Annotated in this window: 16 protein-coding genes; 9 read left to right on the top strand and 7 right to left on the bottom strand. The window is 65.6% G+C overall.

What is annotated here, in order from left to right:
- Window position 1: 1 nt before the first annotated feature.
- The 4 genes from dapF (at window position 2) to ACFOMF_RS10310 (ending at window position 3,280) form a co-directional block, all read left to right on the top strand.
- Window positions 2-832, top strand: coding sequence for a diaminopimelate epimerase (gene dapF, locus ACFOMF_RS10295; RefSeq protein ID WP_386364455.1), 831 nt, complete (start codon window positions 2-4; stop codon window positions 830-832).
- Complete coding sequence (locus tag ACFOMF_RS10300) at window positions 829-1,509, top strand: DUF484 family protein (RefSeq protein WP_386364457.1); 681 nt, start codon at window positions 829-831, stop codon at window positions 1,507-1,509. Before dapF ends, ACFOMF_RS10300 begins: the two co-directional genes overlap by 4 nt.
- A 110-nt stretch (window positions 1,510-1,619) precedes the next feature.
- Window positions 1,620-2,513, top strand: a complete 894-nt coding sequence (gene xerC, locus ACFOMF_RS10305; RefSeq protein ID WP_386364459.1) for a tyrosine recombinase XerC — start codon at window positions 1,620-1,622, stop codon at window positions 2,511-2,513.
- Window positions 2,514-2,584: 71 nt separating this feature from the next.
- The gene (locus ACFOMF_RS10310) at window positions 2,585-3,280 is read left to right on the top strand and encodes an HAD family hydrolase (protein WP_386364461.1); all 696 of its coding nucleotides are present in this window, start codon (window positions 2,585-2,587) and stop codon (window positions 3,278-3,280) included.
- A gap of 105 nt (window positions 3,281-3,385) precedes the next feature.
- Here ACFOMF_RS10310 and sutA read toward each other — a convergent pair whose 3' ends face one another.
- From sutA to glnK, 4 genes are all read right to left on the bottom strand, one after another.
- A complete protein-coding gene (sutA, locus tag ACFOMF_RS10315) occupies window positions 3,386-3,709 on the bottom strand; it encodes a transcriptional regulator SutA (protein ID WP_386364463.1) in 324 nt (107 codons plus the stop codon).
- 67 nt (window positions 3,710-3,776) lie between these two features.
- Window positions 3,777-4,199, bottom strand: a complete 423-nt coding sequence (locus ACFOMF_RS10320) for a secondary thiamine-phosphate synthase enzyme YjbQ (protein ID WP_386364465.1) — start codon at window positions 4,197-4,199, stop codon at window positions 3,777-3,779.
- A gap of 98 nt (window positions 4,200-4,297) precedes the next feature.
- Window positions 4,298-5,554 carry an ammonium transporter gene (locus ACFOMF_RS10325; RefSeq protein WP_386364467.1) on the bottom strand — a complete coding sequence of 419 codons (1,257 nt, stop codon included), beginning with the start codon at window positions 5,552-5,554 and terminating at the stop codon, window positions 4,298-4,300.
- A 543-nt stretch (window positions 5,555-6,097) separates the two neighbouring features.
- Window positions 6,098-6,436: a P-II family nitrogen regulator gene (gene glnK / locus ACFOMF_RS10330; protein WP_386364469.1), complete on the bottom strand. Its 339-nt coding sequence runs from the start codon at window positions 6,434-6,436 to the stop codon at window positions 6,098-6,100.
- Window positions 6,437-6,836: 400 nt separating this feature from the next.
- Here glnK and ACFOMF_RS10335 point away from each other — a divergent pair, with 400 nt between their 5' ends.
- The 4 genes from ACFOMF_RS10335 to ACFOMF_RS10350 all read left to right on the top strand — a co-directional run bounded on the left by ACFOMF_RS10335 (window position 6,837) and on the right by ACFOMF_RS10350 (window position 11,578).
- Window positions 6,837-7,118, top strand: coding sequence for an accessory factor UbiK family protein (locus ACFOMF_RS10335; protein WP_386364471.1), 282 nt, complete (start codon window positions 6,837-6,839; stop codon window positions 7,116-7,118).
- A gap of 39 nt (window positions 7,119-7,157) precedes the next feature.
- A complete protein-coding gene (locus ACFOMF_RS10340; RefSeq protein WP_386364473.1) occupies window positions 7,158-8,651 on the top strand; it encodes a YifB family Mg chelatase-like AAA ATPase in 1,494 nt (497 codons plus the stop codon).
- A 157-nt stretch (window positions 8,652-8,808) separates the two neighbouring features.
- Window positions 8,809-10,818, top strand: coding sequence for a DNA helicase Rep (gene rep / locus ACFOMF_RS10345; protein WP_386364475.1), 2,010 nt, complete (start codon window positions 8,809-8,811; stop codon window positions 10,816-10,818).
- A 229-nt stretch (window positions 10,819-11,047) separates the two neighbouring features.
- A complete protein-coding gene (locus ACFOMF_RS10350) occupies window positions 11,048-11,578 on the top strand; it encodes a Dps family protein (RefSeq protein ID WP_386364477.1) in 531 nt (176 codons plus the stop codon).
- A gap of 35 nt (window positions 11,579-11,613) precedes the next feature.
- Here the strand turns inward: ACFOMF_RS10350 and cls are convergent, their stop codons facing one another.
- On the bottom strand, window positions 11,614-13,053 hold the full coding sequence (cls, locus tag ACFOMF_RS10355) for a cardiolipin synthase (protein WP_386364479.1): 1,440 nt from the start codon (window positions 13,051-13,053) through the stop codon (window positions 11,614-11,616).
- A 201-nt stretch (window positions 13,054-13,254) separates the two neighbouring features.
- On the opposite strand from cls, the gene ACFOMF_RS10360 reads away from it, so the two are divergent.
- Complete coding sequence (locus tag ACFOMF_RS10360; RefSeq protein WP_386364481.1) at window positions 13,255-15,642, top strand: hybrid sensor histidine kinase/response regulator; 2,388 nt, start codon at window positions 13,255-13,257, stop codon at window positions 15,640-15,642.
- Here ACFOMF_RS10360 and ACFOMF_RS10365 read toward each other — a convergent pair.
- Together ACFOMF_RS10365 and ACFOMF_RS10370 are read right to left on the bottom strand one after the other, a co-directional pair.
- Window positions 15,639-15,890 (bottom strand): hypothetical protein, encoded by a 252-nt coding sequence (locus ACFOMF_RS10365; RefSeq protein WP_386364483.1) that lies wholly within the window; start codon window positions 15,888-15,890, stop codon window positions 15,639-15,641. The two genes, ACFOMF_RS10360 and ACFOMF_RS10365, sit on opposite strands and share 4 nt — an antisense overlap.
- Window positions 15,891-15,933: 43 nt before the next feature.
- Window positions 15,934-16,953 carry an SDR family oxidoreductase gene (locus ACFOMF_RS10370; protein ID WP_386364485.1) on the bottom strand — a complete coding sequence of 340 codons (1,020 nt, stop codon included), beginning with the start codon at window positions 16,951-16,953 and terminating at the stop codon, window positions 15,934-15,936.
- Window positions 16,954-16,972: the final 19 nt, after the last annotated feature.

The raw sequence follows: 16,972 nt of genomic DNA on the forward strand, positions 1-16,972 counted from the left end.
GATGCTTTTGCGTTTCACCAAGATGCATGGCCTCGGCAACGACTTCATGGTCATCGACCTGGTCAGCCAGCATGCGCACATCCAGCCCAAGCACGCCAAGCAGTGGGGCGACCGGCACACCGGGGTGGGCTTCGACCAGTTGTTGATCGTAGAGCCGCCACTCAACCCGGACGTGGACTTTCGCTACCGGATCTTCAATGCCGACGGCTCCGAGGTGGAGCAGTGCGGCAACGGCGCGCGCTGTTTTGCCCGCTTCGTCATCGACAAGCGGTTGACCACCAAGCGTGTGGTGCGGGTCGAGACCAAGGGTGGAGTGATCGAACTGGAGCTGCGCCAGGATGGCCAGGTCCGCGTCGACATGGGGCCACCACGCCTGGTGCCGGCCGACATTCCTTTCGATGCTGCCGAAGAGGCCTTGAGCTATCCCTTGCAAGTCGATGGCCAGACCGTCGAACTCGCCGCGGTGTCCATGGGCAATCCCCATGCGGTGATCCGGGTGGACGACGTCGACACGGCCGCGGTGCATGAGCTGGGGCCACAGATCGAGACACATCCGCGTTTTCCCCGGCGGGTCAACGTCGGCTTCCTGCAGGTGCTCGATCGGCAGCGCGCCCGGCTGCGGGTCTGGGAGCGCGGCGCCGGGGAAACCCAGGCCTGCGGGACCGGCGCCTGCGCCGCGGCGGTGGCGGCGATCCGTCAGGGCTGGATGGATTCGCCCTTGCAGATCGAACTGCCTGGCGGCCGTCTGTCCATCGAATGGGCAGGTACCGGCCACCCCGTTATGATGATTGGTCCCGCCGTTCGCGTTTTCGAAGGACAGGTCCGTCTATGAGCGAGAAAACCAAGGCATTGCTCGACGCCGAGAGCGTCGCCGCCTGGCTGGAACAGCACCCGCGGTTCTTCATGGAGCGGGACGAGCTGCTGACCACCCTGCAGATTCCCCACGGCCCCAACGGCGCGGTGTCCCTGGTGGAGCGCCAGATCAGCCTGTTGCGCGAGCGCAACAACGAGATGCGCGGGCGCCTTGCGCACCTGATGGACGTGGCCCGGGACAATGACCGGCTGTTCGACAAGACCCGCCGGCTGATCCTCGATGTGCTGGAGGCCTCGAATCTCGAAGAGGTCGTCGGCGCTGTCGACGACAGCCTGCGCCATCGCTTCCAGGTGCCCTATGTCAGCCTGATCCTGTTCAGCGACACGCCGCTGCCGGTTGGACGCAGCGTGACCCTCGCCGAGGCGCAGAAAGCCCTGGGTGGGCTGCTCTCCGGCGACAAGAGCGCCTGTGGCACTCTGCGTCCGCAGGAATTGTCGTTCCTCTTCGGTGAGGACGACGGCCAGATCGGCTCGGCGGCGGTGGCCAGCATTGGTAACCAGGGTATGCTCGCCGTCGGCAGCCCTGATCCGCAGCACTACAAGAGCACCCTGGGCACCCTGTTTCTGACGCACATCACCGAAGTGCTGTCGCGAGTATTGCCGCGTTTCAATGCGCCTCTGCGCTCGGTGAGGTAAGAGGCAGTCGAAAGGCCGCAAGCCACAAGCTTAAGGTGGAAGCGAAAAGCTTCACGGTGCCAGACCGGACCTCATTCTGGCTTGCGGCTCGATCCTGGGAATACGCCCCTATGCAATCCGAACTGGACGCCTACCTCGATCACCTGCGCTGCGAGCGGCAGGTATCGGCGCATACCCTGGACGGCTACCGCCGCGATCTGGAGCGGCTGCTGGAGCATTGCCGCGTCCAGGGCGTGACCCGCTGGGATGCGCTGAACCAGGCGCAATTGCGCCTGCTGGTGGCAGGGTTGCACGGCAAGGGGCAATCGAGCCGCAGCCTGGCGCGGCTGCTGTCGGCGGTACGGGGCTTCTACCGCTACCTCGCCGATCAGGGGCTGTGCCGGCATGACCCGGCGGCGGGGTTGTGCCCGCCCAGGGGCGAGCGGCGGTTGCCCAGAGCGCTGGATGCCGATCGCGCCATGCAGCTGCTCGAAGGCGGCGTGGAGGATGATTTCATCGCCCGCCGCGATCAGGCGATTCTCGAGCTTTTCTATTCCTCGGGTCTGCGGCTCTCCGAGCTCGTCGGGCTGGACCTGGAGCGACTCGATCTCGCCGAGGGGCTGGTGGAGGTGCGGGGCAAGGGCGGCAAGGCACGGGTGCTGCCAGTCGGGCGCCAGGCCCGCGAGGCGCTGACGGCCTGGCTGCCGCTGCGCGCCCTGGTGGCGCCGGCGCAGGGCCCGCTGTTCGTCTCGCGCCAGGGCCGGCGGCTGGGCGCACGGGCGGTGCAGTTGCGGGTCCGTGCGGCCGGCGCCCGGGAGCTAGGCGCCAAGCTGCATCCTCACATGCTGCGCCACAGTTTCGCCAGTCACCTGCTGGAGTCGTCCCAGGACCTGCGCGCGGTCCAGGAGCTGCTGGGCCATGCCGACATCGGCACCACGCAGATCTACACCCATCTCGACTTCCAGCACTTGGCCAAGGTCTACGACCAGGCCCATCCACGGGCCAGACGCAAACCCGACCGCTGAGGTCGGACGACGGCTCGAAATCGCCCCGTACCGCGGCGTACACTGCAGGTCCACGCCTACACGGGGCTTTCATGAGCATTCGGCTGATCACCTTCGACCTGGACGACACCTTCTGGGATACCGCGCCGGTCATCGACGCTGCCGAGGCCGCGCTGCGCACCTGGCTGGCGCGCCACGCCCCACTGCTGGGCGACTTTCCCATCGAGACGCTGGCGGCGATCCGCCAGCGTCTGATCGCCACTGAGCCGGCCTTGCGACATCGCATCGGAGAGCTGCGCCGGCGAATCCTGCAACGGGCCCTGGACGAGGCGGGCTACGCTCCGCTAGAAGCAGCGCAACTGGCCGAGCAGGCTTTCACGGTGTTTCTCGACGCGCGCCACGCGATCGAAGTCTTTCCCGAGGTGCAGCCGACTCTGGAGGTGCTCGCCAACCATTACCTGCTGGGGGTGCTGACCAACGGGAACGCGGATGTGCGACGGCTCGGACTGGCCGACTATTTCCACTTTACCCTCTGCGCCGAGGAACTCGGCATCGGCAAACCCGATCCGCACCCCTTCGAGGAAGCCCTGCGGCGTGCCGGGGTAGCGGCTGCCGAGGCGGTGCACGTGGGTGACCATCCGCTGGACGATATCGGAGGCGCGCGCGGCGCCGGGATGCGGGCGGTGTGGTTCAACCCCCAGGCCAGGCCTTGGATCGGCGATGAACATCCGGACGCGGAGATCCGCAGCCTGCGAGAGATCCCCGGGCTGCTGACGAGGTGGCGCTAGAACTGGGTCTGGACGGTCCTGCGTGTACGGCCCCCGTGGTAGATCATCGGGAGCCGTACAGCGAGCCGGGCGATCTCCGGATGATCCCGGAGACAGGCCGATCGATCAGATGGGGCGGCTGCCGTACTTGCTGTCCGGCTTTTTCGGCGGATCGGACACCACGTTCGGCTCGATCTCCTGAACCTGGCCCCCGCGGGCAAGGAATTCGGCCATGGCCCGCTCGAGTTCGTCACGCTCGCGGCGTTTGGCTTCGAGGCTCGGCAGCTCCTCGACCTCCACGGCCTTGGCTTTTTTCTTTGGCGTGGTGCGCTCGGCGGAGTCCTGTTCCTCCTCGCTGTCCTCGGCCTCTTCCGGTGCGGCGTTCAGCTCCTCGCCGTCATCCTCCTCGGTCACTTCCAGATCGTCCTGTTCCAGTTCTTCGTCGCTCATGTTCCACCTCAACGGCTTGAACGCAGGTTGCTAGGGTGGTGCAGCCCAAGGCGCACCGGATAAAACATCAATCGGCTCCGTGCAGGGTCGCCAGAATCCGTCTGGCGCCTCCGCGATCGCGATGCTCGCCGAGATAGACGCCTTGCCAGGTGCCGATGGCCAGCCGGCCTTCACGCACTGGCAGGGTCAGCTCGGTGCCCAGCAGACTCGCCTTGAAATGCGCGGGCAGGTCGTCAGGGCCTTCATAGTCATGTTCATAACCCGCTTCACCGCGGGGGACCAGGCGATCGAAGAATCGCTCGAAATCGCGGCGGACCGAGGGGTCGGCGTTCTCGTTGAGCGTCAGCGACGCCGACGTGTGCTGTAACAGCAGGTGTAACAGACCCACCTTGCAGAGCGACAGTTCCGGCAGCTCCGCCAGCACCTCGTCGGTGATCAGGTGAAAGCCCCGTGGAAGAGGTCCGAGCTCGATGAACCGCTGCTGCCACATGCATCGCCTCCCGTGGGGCCGAAAATGCGCGCATTCTAACGCGCCTTCGGGAAAAGCAAAGGGCGCCCGAAGGCGCCCTCGTACCCTGAGCTGTCAGCTTACTTGCGGACAAACTCCGGATAGGCTTCCAGACCGCACTCGGCGATATCAACGCCTTCGTACTCTTCTTCCTCACTGACGCGCAGGCCCATCACCGCCTTGATGATGCTCCAGACGATCAGACTGGCGATGAACACCCAGGCGAAGATGCAGACGATACCGATGAGCTGTGCGACGAACGAGGCGTCGGCATTGGTCAGCGGGACCACCAGCACAGCCCAGATGCCGACCACACCGTGTACGGAGATGGCACCGACCGGGTCGTCGAGCTTCAGCTTGTCCAGGGCCAGGATGCTGAACACCACCAGCACGCCGCCCACGGCACCGATCAGGGCAGCCTGCAGGGCGCTCGGAGTGAGCGGTTCGGCGGTAATCGCCACCAGGCCGGCCAGGGCACCGTTGAGGACCATGGTCAGGTCGGACTTGCCGAACAGCAGGCGAGCGGTGATCAGCGCGGCGACCAGGCCGCCGGCAGCGGACATGTTGGTGTTGGTGAACACCTGGGCCACGGCATTGGCGTCTTCCACGGTGCTCATGCGCAGCTGAGAACCGCCGTTGAAGCCGAACCAACCCATCCACAGAATGAAGGCACCGAGCGTCGCCAGCGGCAGGTTGGCGCCGGGGATGGCGTTGATCTGGCCGTTGGGGCCGTATTTGCCCTTGCGTGCGCCGAGCAGGATCACACCGGCCAGAGCCGCCGTGGCGCCCGCCATGTGGACGATGCCGGAGCCGGCGAAGTCGGAGTAACCCAGCTCGTCGAGGAAGCCACCACCCCAGCTCCAGAAGCCCTGAATCGGGTAGATAAAGCCGGTCATGACCACGGCGAAGGCCATGAAGGCCCACAGCTTCATCCGCTCGGCCACGGCACCGGAGACGATGGACATGCTCGCGGCGGCGAAGACCACCTGGAAGAAGAAGTCCGCGCGCATGGAGTAGTAGCCCTCGCCCTCGGCAAGGCCCTCGGCCGTTACCGCGTCGACGGCGTTCTCGTCACCGATCAGGAAACCGAGGCTCGGGAAGAGGCCGCCTTCGGTGCCTGAGTACATGATGTAGTAGCCGACCAGCAGGTACATGATCGATGCCACGCCGTATAGCACGATGTTCTTGGTCAGGATCTCGGCAGTGTTTTTGGCGCGAACGAGGCCGGATTCGAGCATGGCGAAACCAGCCGCCATCCACATCACCAGTGCGCCACAGATTAGAAAGTAAAACGTGTCGAGTCCGTAGGAGACTCCAAGCATTGCTTCGCTATCCATACATCACCTCATGCTGTCGCGCTTGTTGCGCTGTATCTGCCACAGGCTCGTAGTGCTCGCCCTGGCCTGTGTTACACCCGGGGTTGGCGCCGGGCGTATCCTTGGGCCTCGCGGCCCGGTCGCGGAGCGCGCGCCGGGCTGCAAGCCAGTTCTGTTTGGGTCCATGCGGGCGGTCGAGACCTTCTGCCCTGCGTGGGAACGCCCTGGTCCGGTGTTCGCGAGCCGGCAACGGAACAGGTCCGTGCAGCGCGGTAGCGGAGGCCGGAACCTGAGCCAGGAGCCATGAGCAACCGTGCCGCCAGCGCGGACGGGTAGACGAAGGAAGCGGGGATGGGGTGACGGCGGCGGCACAAGGGCCGCTGGCGATGGCCTGGTCTGCATCACCGGCGACGGTGACCGGCCACGGTGTCACGGCATGCGGTGCGTTCGCGGTATCCCGGACCATGCCCGGCCTGGGATTTTGTGCAAGCCGCGCAGCACCTGTCCCTGCGAGGATTCGCAGTGTCATGGTTGTAGCTCCTGGGGCGTTGGGTTCGGAGGCGCTTAGATCGCGTCGGTATCGGTTTCGCCGGTACGGATGCGAATCGCCTGCTCCAGGTTGACTACGAAAATCTTGCCGTCACCAATCTTGCCGGTGTTGGCAGCCTTGCTGATGGCCTCGATCACGCGATCGAGCTGGTCGTCGGCAATGGCGACCTCGATCTTGACCTTGGGCAGGAAGTCGACGACGTATTCGGCGCCGCGGTAGAGCTCGGTATGGCCCTTCTGGCGGCCAAATCCCTTGACCTCGGTAACGGTGATGCCCTGCACGCCGATTTCCGACAGGGACTCGCGGACATCGTCCAGCTTGAACGGCTTGATGATGGCAGTGACTAGTTTCATGTGAATCTCCCGTTATAGATGGACTTGCCCCAGAAGTACGAACCCGGCTCAAGTCTAAGCTCAGTGTCTGGCTCTTGTAACGCGCTGGTTGGACCACCGCCCATCCGACACACCGTCGATCTCGCGACGAACTTCGTCTGTTCTGTCGCAGCACCCTGACTGCAATGGTGCATGCGTCGAGCGAAGTAAGCAGAAAGGGTGCCAGGTTGGTCAATTGCAGTGCCCTTGCTGGTTCAGACGATTCAGGGAGAGGCCTGATTCGGTAACAAAAGATCGCTTTGCACCAGAATAGAGCCATGTCGGAACCGGTGTTGCACAGAACTTGTGCATTGAAGGGTGCGTCTGGCGTGCGACCCTGTGGGTGTTAGACTGACCGGCAGTCCCGTCACAGGAATCGTCCATGTTGCCGCCCAAAGCTTTTGTCGATGCGATCAGCGCCCAGGCGTCCAGGCTGTTCAATGGGGAATCACCCTTGTCGCGCCACGAGTTCGAAGCCCAGTTCAAGTCCATGGTACAGGGCGCGCTGATCCGCCTGGACGTGATCAGCCGCGAGGAGTTTGACAGCCAGATGGCTGTGCTGGCGCGTACCCGTGCCCGCCTCGAGGCGCTGGAGGCCAAGGTCGCCGCCCTCGAAGCCAAGGATGCGCCGCCCGCGCCAGATACCTCGCCCATCGTGGAATAACCACCGTTCAATGCCTTCGTCCGATCAAGGAGTGATCAGATGTCCCTGGCTATCGTGCACAGCCGTGCCCAGGTAGGTGTCGAAGCACCAGCTGTCACCGTGGAAACCCACCTGGCCAATGGCCTTCCGGCCCTGACCCTGGTGGGTTTGCCGGAGACTGCAGTCAAGGAGAGCAAGGATCGGGTGCGCAGCGCCATCCTGACCGCCGGTTTCGAATTCCCCGCACGGCGCATCACTCTCAACCTGGCGCCCGCCGACCTGCCCAAGGACGGCGGACGTTTCGACCTGGCCATCGCGCTGGGCATTCTCGCCGCCAGTACCCAGATACCGGCCGAATCCCTGGCGTCGCTGGAGTGTCTCGGTGAGCTCGCGCTGTCCGGCGCGCTGCGTCCCGTGCAAGGAGTGTTGCCGGCGGCCCTGGCTGCGCGGGAGGCGGGTCGGGCGCTGCTGGTCCCGCGCGCCAACGCTGAAGAGGCCAGCCTGGCCAGCGGCTTGACGGTCTACTGCGCCGATCACCTGCTGGAGGTAGCCGCACACCTGACGGCCCAGCAACCGCTGCCGCCCTACCAGGCCGAAGGCTTGCTGCGCCAGGTGTTGCCCTATCCGGATCTCGCCGATGTACAGGGCCAGCCGGCCGCCAAGCGCGCACTGCTGGTAGCGGCGGCGGGATCGCACAATCTCCTGCTCAGCGGGCCACCCGGCACCGGCAAGACCCTGCTGGCCAGCCGCCTGCCCGGCCTGTTGCCGCCACTGGACGAACGGGAGGCGCTGCAGGTGGCGGCGATCCATTCGGTGGCAGGCCAGGGGCCCCTGGCGCACTGGCCGCAACGGCCGTTTCGCCAGCCGCACCACAGCGCCTCGGGGCCGGCGCTGGTGGGTGGCGGCAGCCGGCCGCGGCCTGGTGAGATCACCCTGGCCCATCAGGGCGTGCTGTTTCTCGACGAGCTCCCCGAGTTCGACCGCAAGGTACTGGAGGTGCTGCGCGAGCCGCTGGAGAGTGGCGAGATCGTCATTGCCCGGGCGCGCGACAAGGTACGCTTTCCGGCCCGCTTCCAGCTCGTCGCGGCGATGAATCCCTGTCCCTGTGGCTACCTGGGTGACCCCAGCGGGCGCTGCCGCTGTTCGGCGGATCAGGTCCAGCGCTACCGCGCCAAGCTGTCGGGGCCGCTGCTGGACCGCATCGACCTGCACCTGACCGTCGCCCGGGAAGCGACCCAGCTCAATGCTGCACCTGGGCAGGGCGAAAACAGCGCAGCGGTAGCCGCTCGGGTGGCGGCAGCCCGAGCCCGGCAGCTGGCGCGCCAGGGCTGCACCAATGCTGCCCTGGATCTGCACGCCATGCGCGAGCATTGTGCGCTGCAGGACGATGACCGCCGCTGGCTGGAAGGCGCCTGCGAGCGGCTGGGTCTGTCGTTGCGGGCCGCCCACCGGATACTCAAGGTGGCGCGTACCCTGGCTGACCTCGAAGAGGCCGAGGCAATCGGTCGCGCCCACTTGGGCGAGGCCCTGCAATATCGCCCGGCACAGTCCTGAAGACATGAACAGATCCATGAGCCAGGACGCAGAAGCTGGAAGACAGGCTGCGCGCCGCCTCGCTCGTCCAGCTTGCTGCCTTCCGGCGCTCCTGCCGGCTCGGTGCTCGCCGGCCTGTTAAACTCCCGCTCCGTCCATTCCCAGACTCGACCAAGCCATGTCCCGACTCAACCCCCGGCAGCAGGAAGCCGTGCACTTCGTCGGCGGCCCCCTGCTGGTGCTGGCCGGCGCCGGCTCCGGCAAGACCAGCGTGATCACCCGCAAGATCGCCTACCTGATCCAGCAGTGCGGCATCCGCGCCCAGTACATCGTCGCGGTGACCTTCACCAACAAGGCTGCGCGGGAGATGAAGGCGCGGGTCAGTACCCTGCTGCGCGGCGGCGAGGGCAAGGGCCTGACGGTGTCCACCTTCCACAATCTGGGGCTGAACATCATCCGCAAGGAGCACAGGCACCTGGGCTACAAGCCGGGCTTCTCTATCTTCGACGAGGGCGACATCAAGGCGCTGGTCTCGGACATCATGCAGAAGGAATACGCCGGCGATGACGGCGTGGCCGAGGTGATGCAGCAGATCGGCAGCTGGAAGAACGACCTCATCCTGCCCGAGGAGGCCCTGGAAAAGGCACGCAACCCCAGGGAGCAGACCGCCGCGGTCGTCTACCTGCACTACCAGCGCACGCTCAAGGCGTACAACGCGGTGGATTTCGACGACCTGATCCTGCAACCGGTGAAGCTCTTCCAGAACCATCCCGAGGTACTGGAGAAGTGGCGGCACAAGGTGCGCTACATGCTGGTGGACGAATACCAGGACACCAATGCCAGCCAGTACCTGCTGGTCAAGCTGCTGGTGCAGGACCGCGCGCAATTCACCGTGGTCGGCGACGACGACCAGTCCATCTACGCCTGGCGCGGCGCCCGGCCGGAAAACCTGATGCAGCTCAAGGACGACTTCCCCTCGCTGAAGGTGGTGATGCTGGAGCAGAACTACCGTTCCACCAGCCGCATCCTCAAGTGCGCCAACGTGCTCATCGCCAACAACCCCCACGTGTTCGAGAAGCAGCTGTGGAGCGAGATGGGCCACGGTGACGCCATCCGCGTGATCCGCTGCCGCAACGAAGAGGCCGAGGCCGAGCGCATCGCCCTGGAGATCCTCACCGAGCACCTGAAGACCGACCGCCCCTACAGCGACTTCGCCATCCTCTACCGGGGCAACCACCAGGCCAAGCTGATGGAGCTCAAGCTCCAACACCACCAGATTCCCTATCGCCTGTCCGGCGGCACCAGCTTCTTTTCCCGCCAGGAGGTAAAGGACCTGATGAGCTACTTCCGCCTCCTGGTGAACCCGGACGACGATAACGCCTTCCTGCGGGTGATCAACGTGCCGCGCCGGGAAATCGGCTCCAGCACCCTGGAAAAACTCGGCAACTATGCCGGCGAGCGGCACATCTCGCTGTATGCCGCCTGCGACGAGATGGGCCTGGCCGAGCGACTGGACGGCCGCTTCGTCGAGCGCCTGCAGCGCTTCAAACGCTACATGGACAAGCTGCGCCAGGAGTGCGCGCAGAACGACCCCATCGCCGCTCTGCGCAGCATGGTGATGGACATCGACTACGAAAACTGGGTACGCCAGAACAGCTCCAGCGACAAGGCCGCGGATTTTCGCATGGGCAACGTCTGGTTTCTCATCGACGCGCTGAAGAACACCCTCGAAAAGGATGAAGAGGGTGGCATGACCATCGAGGAGGCCATCGCCAAGCTGGTCCTGCGCGACATGCTCGAGCGCCAGCAGGAGGAAGAAGAGGGCGCCGAAGGCGTGCAGATGATGACTCTGCATGCTTCCAAGGGCCTGGAGTTTCCCTCGGTCTACATCATGGGGATGGAGGAGGAGATCCTGCCGCACCGCTCCAGCATCGAGGCCGATACCATCGAGGAAGAGCGCCGCCTGGCCTACGTGGGCATCACCCGGGCGCGGCAGAGACTGGCCTTCACCTACGCCGCCAAGCGCAAGCAGTACGGCGAGATCATCGAGTGCATGCCCAGCCGCTTTCTCGATGAGCTGCCGCCCGATGATCTGGAATGGGAAGGGCAGGAGGAAGCGCCGGTCGAGGTCAAGGCCGCTCGGGGCAACGATGCCCTGGCGGGCATCAAGGCGCTGCTCAAGCGCTGACCAAGAGTGCGTCGGACGCCCCGCTCCAGCCTGCCGGAGGCCGTGATGCCGGTGGGCTGGTGCTCTTCACGGTTGGATCGGCGCTGAAGACAGCGGGGTCATAGGCATGTCCTATCGCCGCGACAGTCACATCCGATGATCAGCGTCGGCCGACTGTGGTCCATTGAAAGGAGAGGTTTCATTGCCGCCGCGGCGGCATGACCACAACCCAACAGAGGAGATTCCCTCCATGGCTTCGACCAATGCCCGACATGAGTTCAGTGCTGTCGAGAACATCCGCAACCGTGCCCAGCAGAGCCCCGACGCAGGCATCGATGCCCGTGCCGAGATCGGCGAGGCGCTTTCGGTGCTGCTGGCCGATGTGTTCAGCCTGTACCTGAAAACCAAGAACTTCCACTGGCACATTTCCGGCCCGCACTTTCGCGACTACCACCTGATGCTCGATGAGCAGGCGGGTGAGCTGTTCGCCATGACCGATCCCATTGCCGAGCGGGCCCGCAAGCTGGGCCAGCCCACACTGCGTTCGGTCGAGCAGATCGTGGCCAGGAAACGTCTGGTGAGCAGTGAGGTGGAAGGCCTGAGCGCCGAGCAGATGCTGGCCGAGCTGCACGCGGACAATCTCAGCCTGGCGGCCTTCATGCGCAGCACTCATGGCCTGACCGATGGTAATAACGATGTGGCCACCACCAGCCTCCTGGAAGAGTGGATCGACCAGACCGAAGAGCGCGCCTGGTTTCTGCAGCAGACCCTTGGCCGCTAAAGGCGCAGGCAGGAGGCGCCGGGCTTTGATCGTTCCTACAGCACCGGCGCCACCAGCCGAGCCACTCGCATGCCGAGGTGTTGCAGGCGGTGCGGCTTGGGTTCGTTTTCCGGGGTGAGCTCCTGGGATAGCTCGAAGTCCGCTTCGAGCATCCGCGCCACTCCGTCGGCGAACTCGCGATTGGCCACCAGCACCATGACCTCGAAGTTCAGCCGGAACGAACGATTGTCCAGATTGGCACTGCCCACCGCGGCGGTATCCTCGTCGATGAGCAGCACCTTCTGGTGCATGAAGCCGGGCTGATAGCGAAACACTCGCACCCCTGCACGCATGATCGACCGGGCATAGAGCGTCGAGGCTGCATATACCACCCGATGATCCGGCCGCGATGGCAGCAGCAGGCGAACTTCCACGCCACGCAGTACCGCCAGGCGCAGGGCGGCATACACTGCTTCGTCGGGGACGAAATAAGGACTGGTCAGCCAGATTCGGCGCTTGGCCATGTTGATGGCCTGGACAAAGAACAGGGAGGCCGTTTCGTCCTTGTCCGCCGGGCCGCTGCAGACCACCTGGCAGACCATGTCGGCTTCGCCGTAGCCCTCGGGCAGCAGCAGTGGCGGCAGCTCGTGGCTGGCCCAGTACCAGTCCTCGGCGAATGAATCCTGCAGGCACGCCAGCACCGGGCCGCTCAGCTCCAGATGGGTGTCGCGCCAGGGCGACAGGCGTGGCTTTTGGTCCAGGTAGTCGTCGCCGACATTCAGCCCGCCGACAAAGCCGATCCGGCCGTCCACCACAACGATCTTGCGGTGATTGCGGAAATTCCATTGAAAGCGGCTGATGAAGCCCCGGGTGGCGAAAGCGTGTACCTGTACCCCCGCCTGGCGCAGGCTGCGGGTGTAGCGGCGGGGCAGGGCGTGGCTGCCGATGGAGTCGTAGAGCAGGTAGACCTGTACGCCAGCCCGGGCGCGCTCGATCAGTACTTGCTGCAGGCGACGCCCGATGGCGTCGTCGCGGATGATGAAGAATTGGACCAGCACGACCTTTTCCGCGCTGGCGATGGCCGCGAGGATGGCGTCGAAGGTGGCTTGGCCATCGATCAACAGGCGTGCCTGATTGCTCGCCAGGCTGGGCATCTGCGCCAGGCGGGCGAACGGCTGTAGCGGGTTGGGCCGGGTCGGGGAGTCGGACACTGCCAGGGCTTCGTCGACCCAGGGGCGCCAATCCAGCTGCGCCACCGCCGCGTGCATCTCCACGTTGGCTTGGCGACGGGCGCGGATATAGGCATCGAAACTGCTGCGTCCGAACACCAGATACGGCAGCAGGGTGAGCACCGGCATGAAGACCAGTGACATGGCCCAGGCGATGGCGCCCTGCGAGGTCCGCACGGTGAATACCGCATGCACGGCGGCCACCAGGCCGCAGAGTTGCAGCCCCGCCACCACATAGCCCAGTAGATAGATCTCTTGAGGATTCATGCTCGTCACTTACCGGAAACCCGTCTCGCCTGCAACTGCCTTCGACCTGCAGCAAAGTGCCACTCTTGTCGGCGGTTAGGCGCGGGCTATGCTCCTACAGTAAGCCGTGTCGCGGCGCCCCAGACGAGCGCACCGGCAGGCCCTATCGCCAGGAAGGCCCGAACAATAATCCTGTCCAGGGAACCAGGGAGCCGCGTGACCATGCAAGACAGTTCTCCAGTGTTTCTCAGAGGCGGGGGCGAGACGGGCGAGCAGTTGCGCGCCCGCGACTGGACCAAGAGCCCGTTGGGGCCGGCAACCGCCTGGCCGGCCCAGCTGGGAACCCTGGTGTCAGTGATGCTGGGTTCGTCGCAGGCCATGCACATCGTCTGGGGCGCGTCGCGCATCCTGCTCTACAACGATGCCCAGGCGCGCCTGCTCGGCCCGCTGCACCCGGCTGCGCTGGGCACACCGCTGGGACAGGTCTGGTCCCAGGCCGAGCAGGCGCTGCTAGACCACGACGAGGCGGGCAGCGGGTTCAGACCGCGTGTTGGTCTACCAGCCGACTCCCCACGGTCTTCCACCTCCTGCGACCTGACCTACCATCCGGTGCCCGACGAGCAGGGGCGGGTGCTGGGTTTCTTCTGTTCCCGGCTCGAGCCTGTCCGGTCCGCTCTGGCAATGATCGATGCCGGCGAGCGGCAGTTCCAGGCGCTGGCGCAGGCGATTCCGGCGCTGGTCTGGACCTGCTCGGCAGACGGGCTGCTGGGCTGGTGCAACGACCGCTTCTGCGACTATGCGGGCCTGGAGCGCGAACGCCTTCTGGACGAGGGCTGGGCCGACCTGGTGCACCCGGACGATCTGCCTGCCGTGGTGCGTGACTGGCATGAGGCCCTGGAGCGGCGCGAGCCTTACCAGAGCCGGGCCCGCCTGCGCCGCGCCGATGGCGTCTACCGCTGCCATCTGGGGCGTGGAGTACCACTGCTCGGCGAGCGAGGCGAGGTCATCCGCTGGGTAGGTGCCAACACCGATATCGAAGAGCTCAAGCTTGCGGAGGAGCAACTTCGTGAACTTGCCGACGGCCTGGAACAACGCTTTGCCGCTCGTACCGCCGAATATGACCGGGTCTGGCGCAACTCCCGGGACCTGCTCATCGTGGTCGGCCTGGACGGTATCTACCGCGCCGCCAACCCCGCCTGGCAGACGATTCTGGGCTATGCGCCCGAGGAAGTCGTGGGGCATCGCTTCGATGAATTCATCGTTCCCGAGGATCTGGAGCTGACCCATGCCGCCCATGCCAGGGCAGTGACGAGCCTGCAACTGACCAACCTGGAAAAGCGCTACCGGCACAAGGACGGCAGCCTGCGCTGGATCTCTTGGAGCACCAGTACCGAAGGCGACTGCGTCTACGGCTATGGCCGTGATGTCACTGCCGAGAAGGAGCAGGCCCTGGCGCTGCGCCAGGCGGAGGATCAGCTGCGCCAGGCGCAGAAAATGGAAGCGGTGGGGCAGCTCACCGGCGGCATCGCCCACGACTTCAACAACCTGCTGGGAGGCATCCTGGGCTCCCTGGAGCTGCTGCAGTTGCGCATCGCCCAGGGCCGGACGGAGCAGGCCGAGCGCTACTGCAAGATGGCCATCGGCTCGGGCCAGCGGGCCGCCGCGCTGATTCACCGGCTGCTCGCCTTCGCGCGCCGCCAGCCGCTGGACCCGCATCCGGTGGACGTGGCCCGGTTGCTCGAGGACATGGCCGATCTGCTGCGCCGTACCCTCGGCCCGGCGCATCGGCTGGAGATCGCCGCCGCAGCCGATCTGTGGATCACCCGCTGCGATCCGAACGGGTTGGAGAACACGCTGCTCAACCTAGTGATCAATGCCCGCGACGCCATGCCCGGTGGCGGTACGCTGCGCCTGGAGGCTGGTAATGTAGCGGCGGGCGCTCTGGGCAAGGCCGACATCGACCCCGGTGACTACGTCTGGCTCAGCGTCTCGGACAGCGGCATCGGCATGTCCCGGGAAATTCTCGAGCGCGTGCTCGAGCCCTTCTTCACCACCAAGGCGCCGGGGCAGGGCACCGGGCTCGGCCTGCCCATGGTCTACGGCTTTGCCAAGCAGAGCCAGGGTCATCTGCGACTTGCCTCGGAACCCGGCCATGGCACCCGGGTCACCCTCTACCTGCCGCGCTTCATCGGCGAGCCTGAAGAGCAGGCAACCTCCCGTATCGAAGCCGCGCGGCACGACGGAAGGAAGACAGTGCTGATTGTCGAAGACGATGCGGTAATCCGCGAACTGGTCGCCGAAGTATTGCAGGATCTCGGTTACCGCACGCTGACCGCCACCGACGGCCCCTCCGGACTTGAAATCCTGCGAAGCGACAGCCCGCTTGATCTATTGGTCAGCGACATCGGCTTGCCGGGGTTCGATGGACATAGACTCGCCGACCTGGCACGCGAACTGATGCCGGCGCTCAAGGTGCTGTTCATCACCGGTTACGCCGACGACGCGGTCGGGTCCGGTGGTTTTCTCGGTCCCGGCATGGAATTGATCACCAAGCCGTTCGACATGGGTGACCTGACCGCCAAGGTCCAGGGCCTGACCCACAGCCGCTAGGCTTTTCGCTCAGGCGCGCCGCCAGCGCCATAGCGCCGAGCCAGTCGCCACGGCGACAGCCCCAGCGCGAAGCCCAGGGCGAGCAGTCGGTTGCGCAGCGAGCGGCGCCACCAGCCGTCGCGTTGCCAGCGGCGTGGGTCCACCGCCAGCCCGCGCCCGAGGCAGGCGAAGCGACCCTGCCTGCGCGACTTGCGGACCAGAGGTACCTCTGGAAAGATCACCTCGACAGGCGTTTCATCGACCAGCATCGCGATTGCAGCCTTGCAGCCTTGCAGCCTTTGAACGGCGAGCCTAGCGCAACCGCCGGTTCAGCCCGGCGGTCACCCCGGCGACCAGCGACACCGCCGCCACCGCGGCAATGGCCAGCCCGCCCACCGCCAATTTGCCCACGGTTTCGCTGCTCAGCCCCAAAGCCGACTCCTGCGCCTGGGCAGCGAAGCGGCCGGATGTGGCATGCAGCTCTTCCACCGGCTCGTGCAGGTTGTCCGGTCGTCCATCCGCCACGGGTTCGTCGGTCATCTGCCCGTCCCAGGCCTGCTCGGCCATCATTCGGTCGAGCAGACCGGGCATCAGCATGTTGCCGAGGATCGCCTGGAAGGATGCCTTGCCCAGCCACAGCTCACGTGGCGCTTCCCGGGCGGCGCGGACGATGGCACGGGCGGCCACCTCCGGGGTGTGAATCGGCGGTACCGGTTGCGCCCGACGGCCCATCTTGTTGCGCGACCAGTCGAACTGGGGGGTGTTGTGCGCCGGTAGCTGGACCATGGTCAGGCGCACGCGGGAGTTGTCGTGGATCAGCTCGCAGCGCAACGAGTCGGTAAAGCCGCGGATGGCGAACTTGGCCGCGCAATAGGCCGACTGCAGGGGGATGGCCCGGTACGACAAGGCCGAGCCCACCTGCACGATGGTGCCGCTGTCGCGCGGCTTCATGCGGCGCAGCGCGGATTGGGTGCCGTTCACCGAGCCCAGGTAGGTGACCTCGGTGACCCGCTTGTATTCTTCGGCGGTGAGGGTGCCGGTCGGGCCGAATACCGTGGCCATGGCTGAATTAACCCAGACGGCGATCGGCCCCAGCTCGTCCTCGATGCGCTCGGCGGCCTGCTCCACAGCGTCGGCATCGGCGACGTCGGCGGCGATGCCGAGCGCCTTGACCCCGATCGCCTCGAGCTCCGCGCAGGTGTCGTCCAGGCCTTGCTGGCCGCGGGCGATCACCGCGACCCGGTAGCCTTGACGGGCAAAGGCCAGCGCGCTGGCACGGCCGACGCCGGCGGTACCGCCGGTCACGACCACGGTGGGTGCTATATCGGTCATCGGACATTTCCTCTGCGTT

The sequence above is a fragment of the Stutzerimonas tarimensis genome, from assembly GCF_042648805.1.
In the GTDB taxonomy this organism is placed as follows: Bacteria; Pseudomonadota; Gammaproteobacteria; order Pseudomonadales; family Pseudomonadaceae; genus Azomonas; species Azomonas tarimensis.

Bases quoted from the DNA above. Each gene is read 5' to 3' on its own strand.
- ACFOMF_RS10360 (WP_386364481.1), top strand. From the start codon at position 13,255: ATGCAAGACAGTTCTCCAGTGTTTCTCAGAGGCGGGGGCGAGACGGGC.
- rep (WP_386364475.1), top strand. From the start codon at position 8,809: ATGTCCCGACTCAACCCCCGGCAGCAGGAAGCCGTGCACTTCGTCGGC.
- ACFOMF_RS10300 (WP_386364457.1), top strand. From the start codon at position 829: ATGAGCGAGAAAACCAAGGCATTGCTCGACGCCGAGAGCGTCGCCGCC.
- ACFOMF_RS10365 (WP_386364483.1), bottom strand. From the start codon at position 15,890: ATGCTGGTCGATGAAACGCCTGTCGAGGTGATCTTTCCAGAGGTACCT.
- ACFOMF_RS10370 (WP_386364485.1), bottom strand. From the start codon at position 16,953: ATGACCGATATAGCACCCACCGTGGTCGTGACCGGCGGTACCGCCGGC.
- dapF (WP_386364455.1), top strand. From the start codon at position 2: ATGCTTTTGCGTTTCACCAAGATGCATGGCCTCGGCAACGACTTCATG.
- ACFOMF_RS10350 (WP_386364477.1), top strand. From the start codon at position 11,048: ATGGCTTCGACCAATGCCCGACATGAGTTCAGTGCTGTCGAGAACATC.
- cls (WP_386364479.1), bottom strand. From the start codon at position 13,053: ATGAATCCTCAAGAGATCTATCTACTGGGCTATGTGGTGGCGGGGCTG.
- ACFOMF_RS10310 (WP_386364461.1), top strand. From the start codon at position 2,585: ATGAGCATTCGGCTGATCACCTTCGACCTGGACGACACCTTCTGGGAT.
- sutA (WP_386364463.1), bottom strand. From the start codon at position 3,709: ATGAGCGACGAAGAACTGGAACAGGACGATCTGGAAGTGACCGAGGAG.
- ACFOMF_RS10325 (WP_386364467.1), bottom strand. From the start codon at position 5,554: ATGGATAGCGAAGCAATGCTTGGAGTCTCCTACGGACTCGACACGTTT.
- ACFOMF_RS10335 (WP_386364471.1), top strand. From the start codon at position 6,837: ATGTTGCCGCCCAAAGCTTTTGTCGATGCGATCAGCGCCCAGGCGTCC.
- ACFOMF_RS10320 (WP_386364465.1), bottom strand. From the start codon at position 4,199: ATGTGGCAGCAGCGGTTCATCGAGCTCGGACCTCTTCCACGGGGCTTT.
- glnK (WP_386364469.1), bottom strand. From the start codon at position 6,436: ATGAAACTAGTCACTGCCATCATCAAGCCGTTCAAGCTGGACGATGTC.
- xerC (WP_386364459.1), top strand. From the start codon at position 1,620: ATGCAATCCGAACTGGACGCCTACCTCGATCACCTGCGCTGCGAGCGG.
- ACFOMF_RS10340 (WP_386364473.1), top strand. From the start codon at position 7,158: ATGTCCCTGGCTATCGTGCACAGCCGTGCCCAGGTAGGTGTCGAAGCA.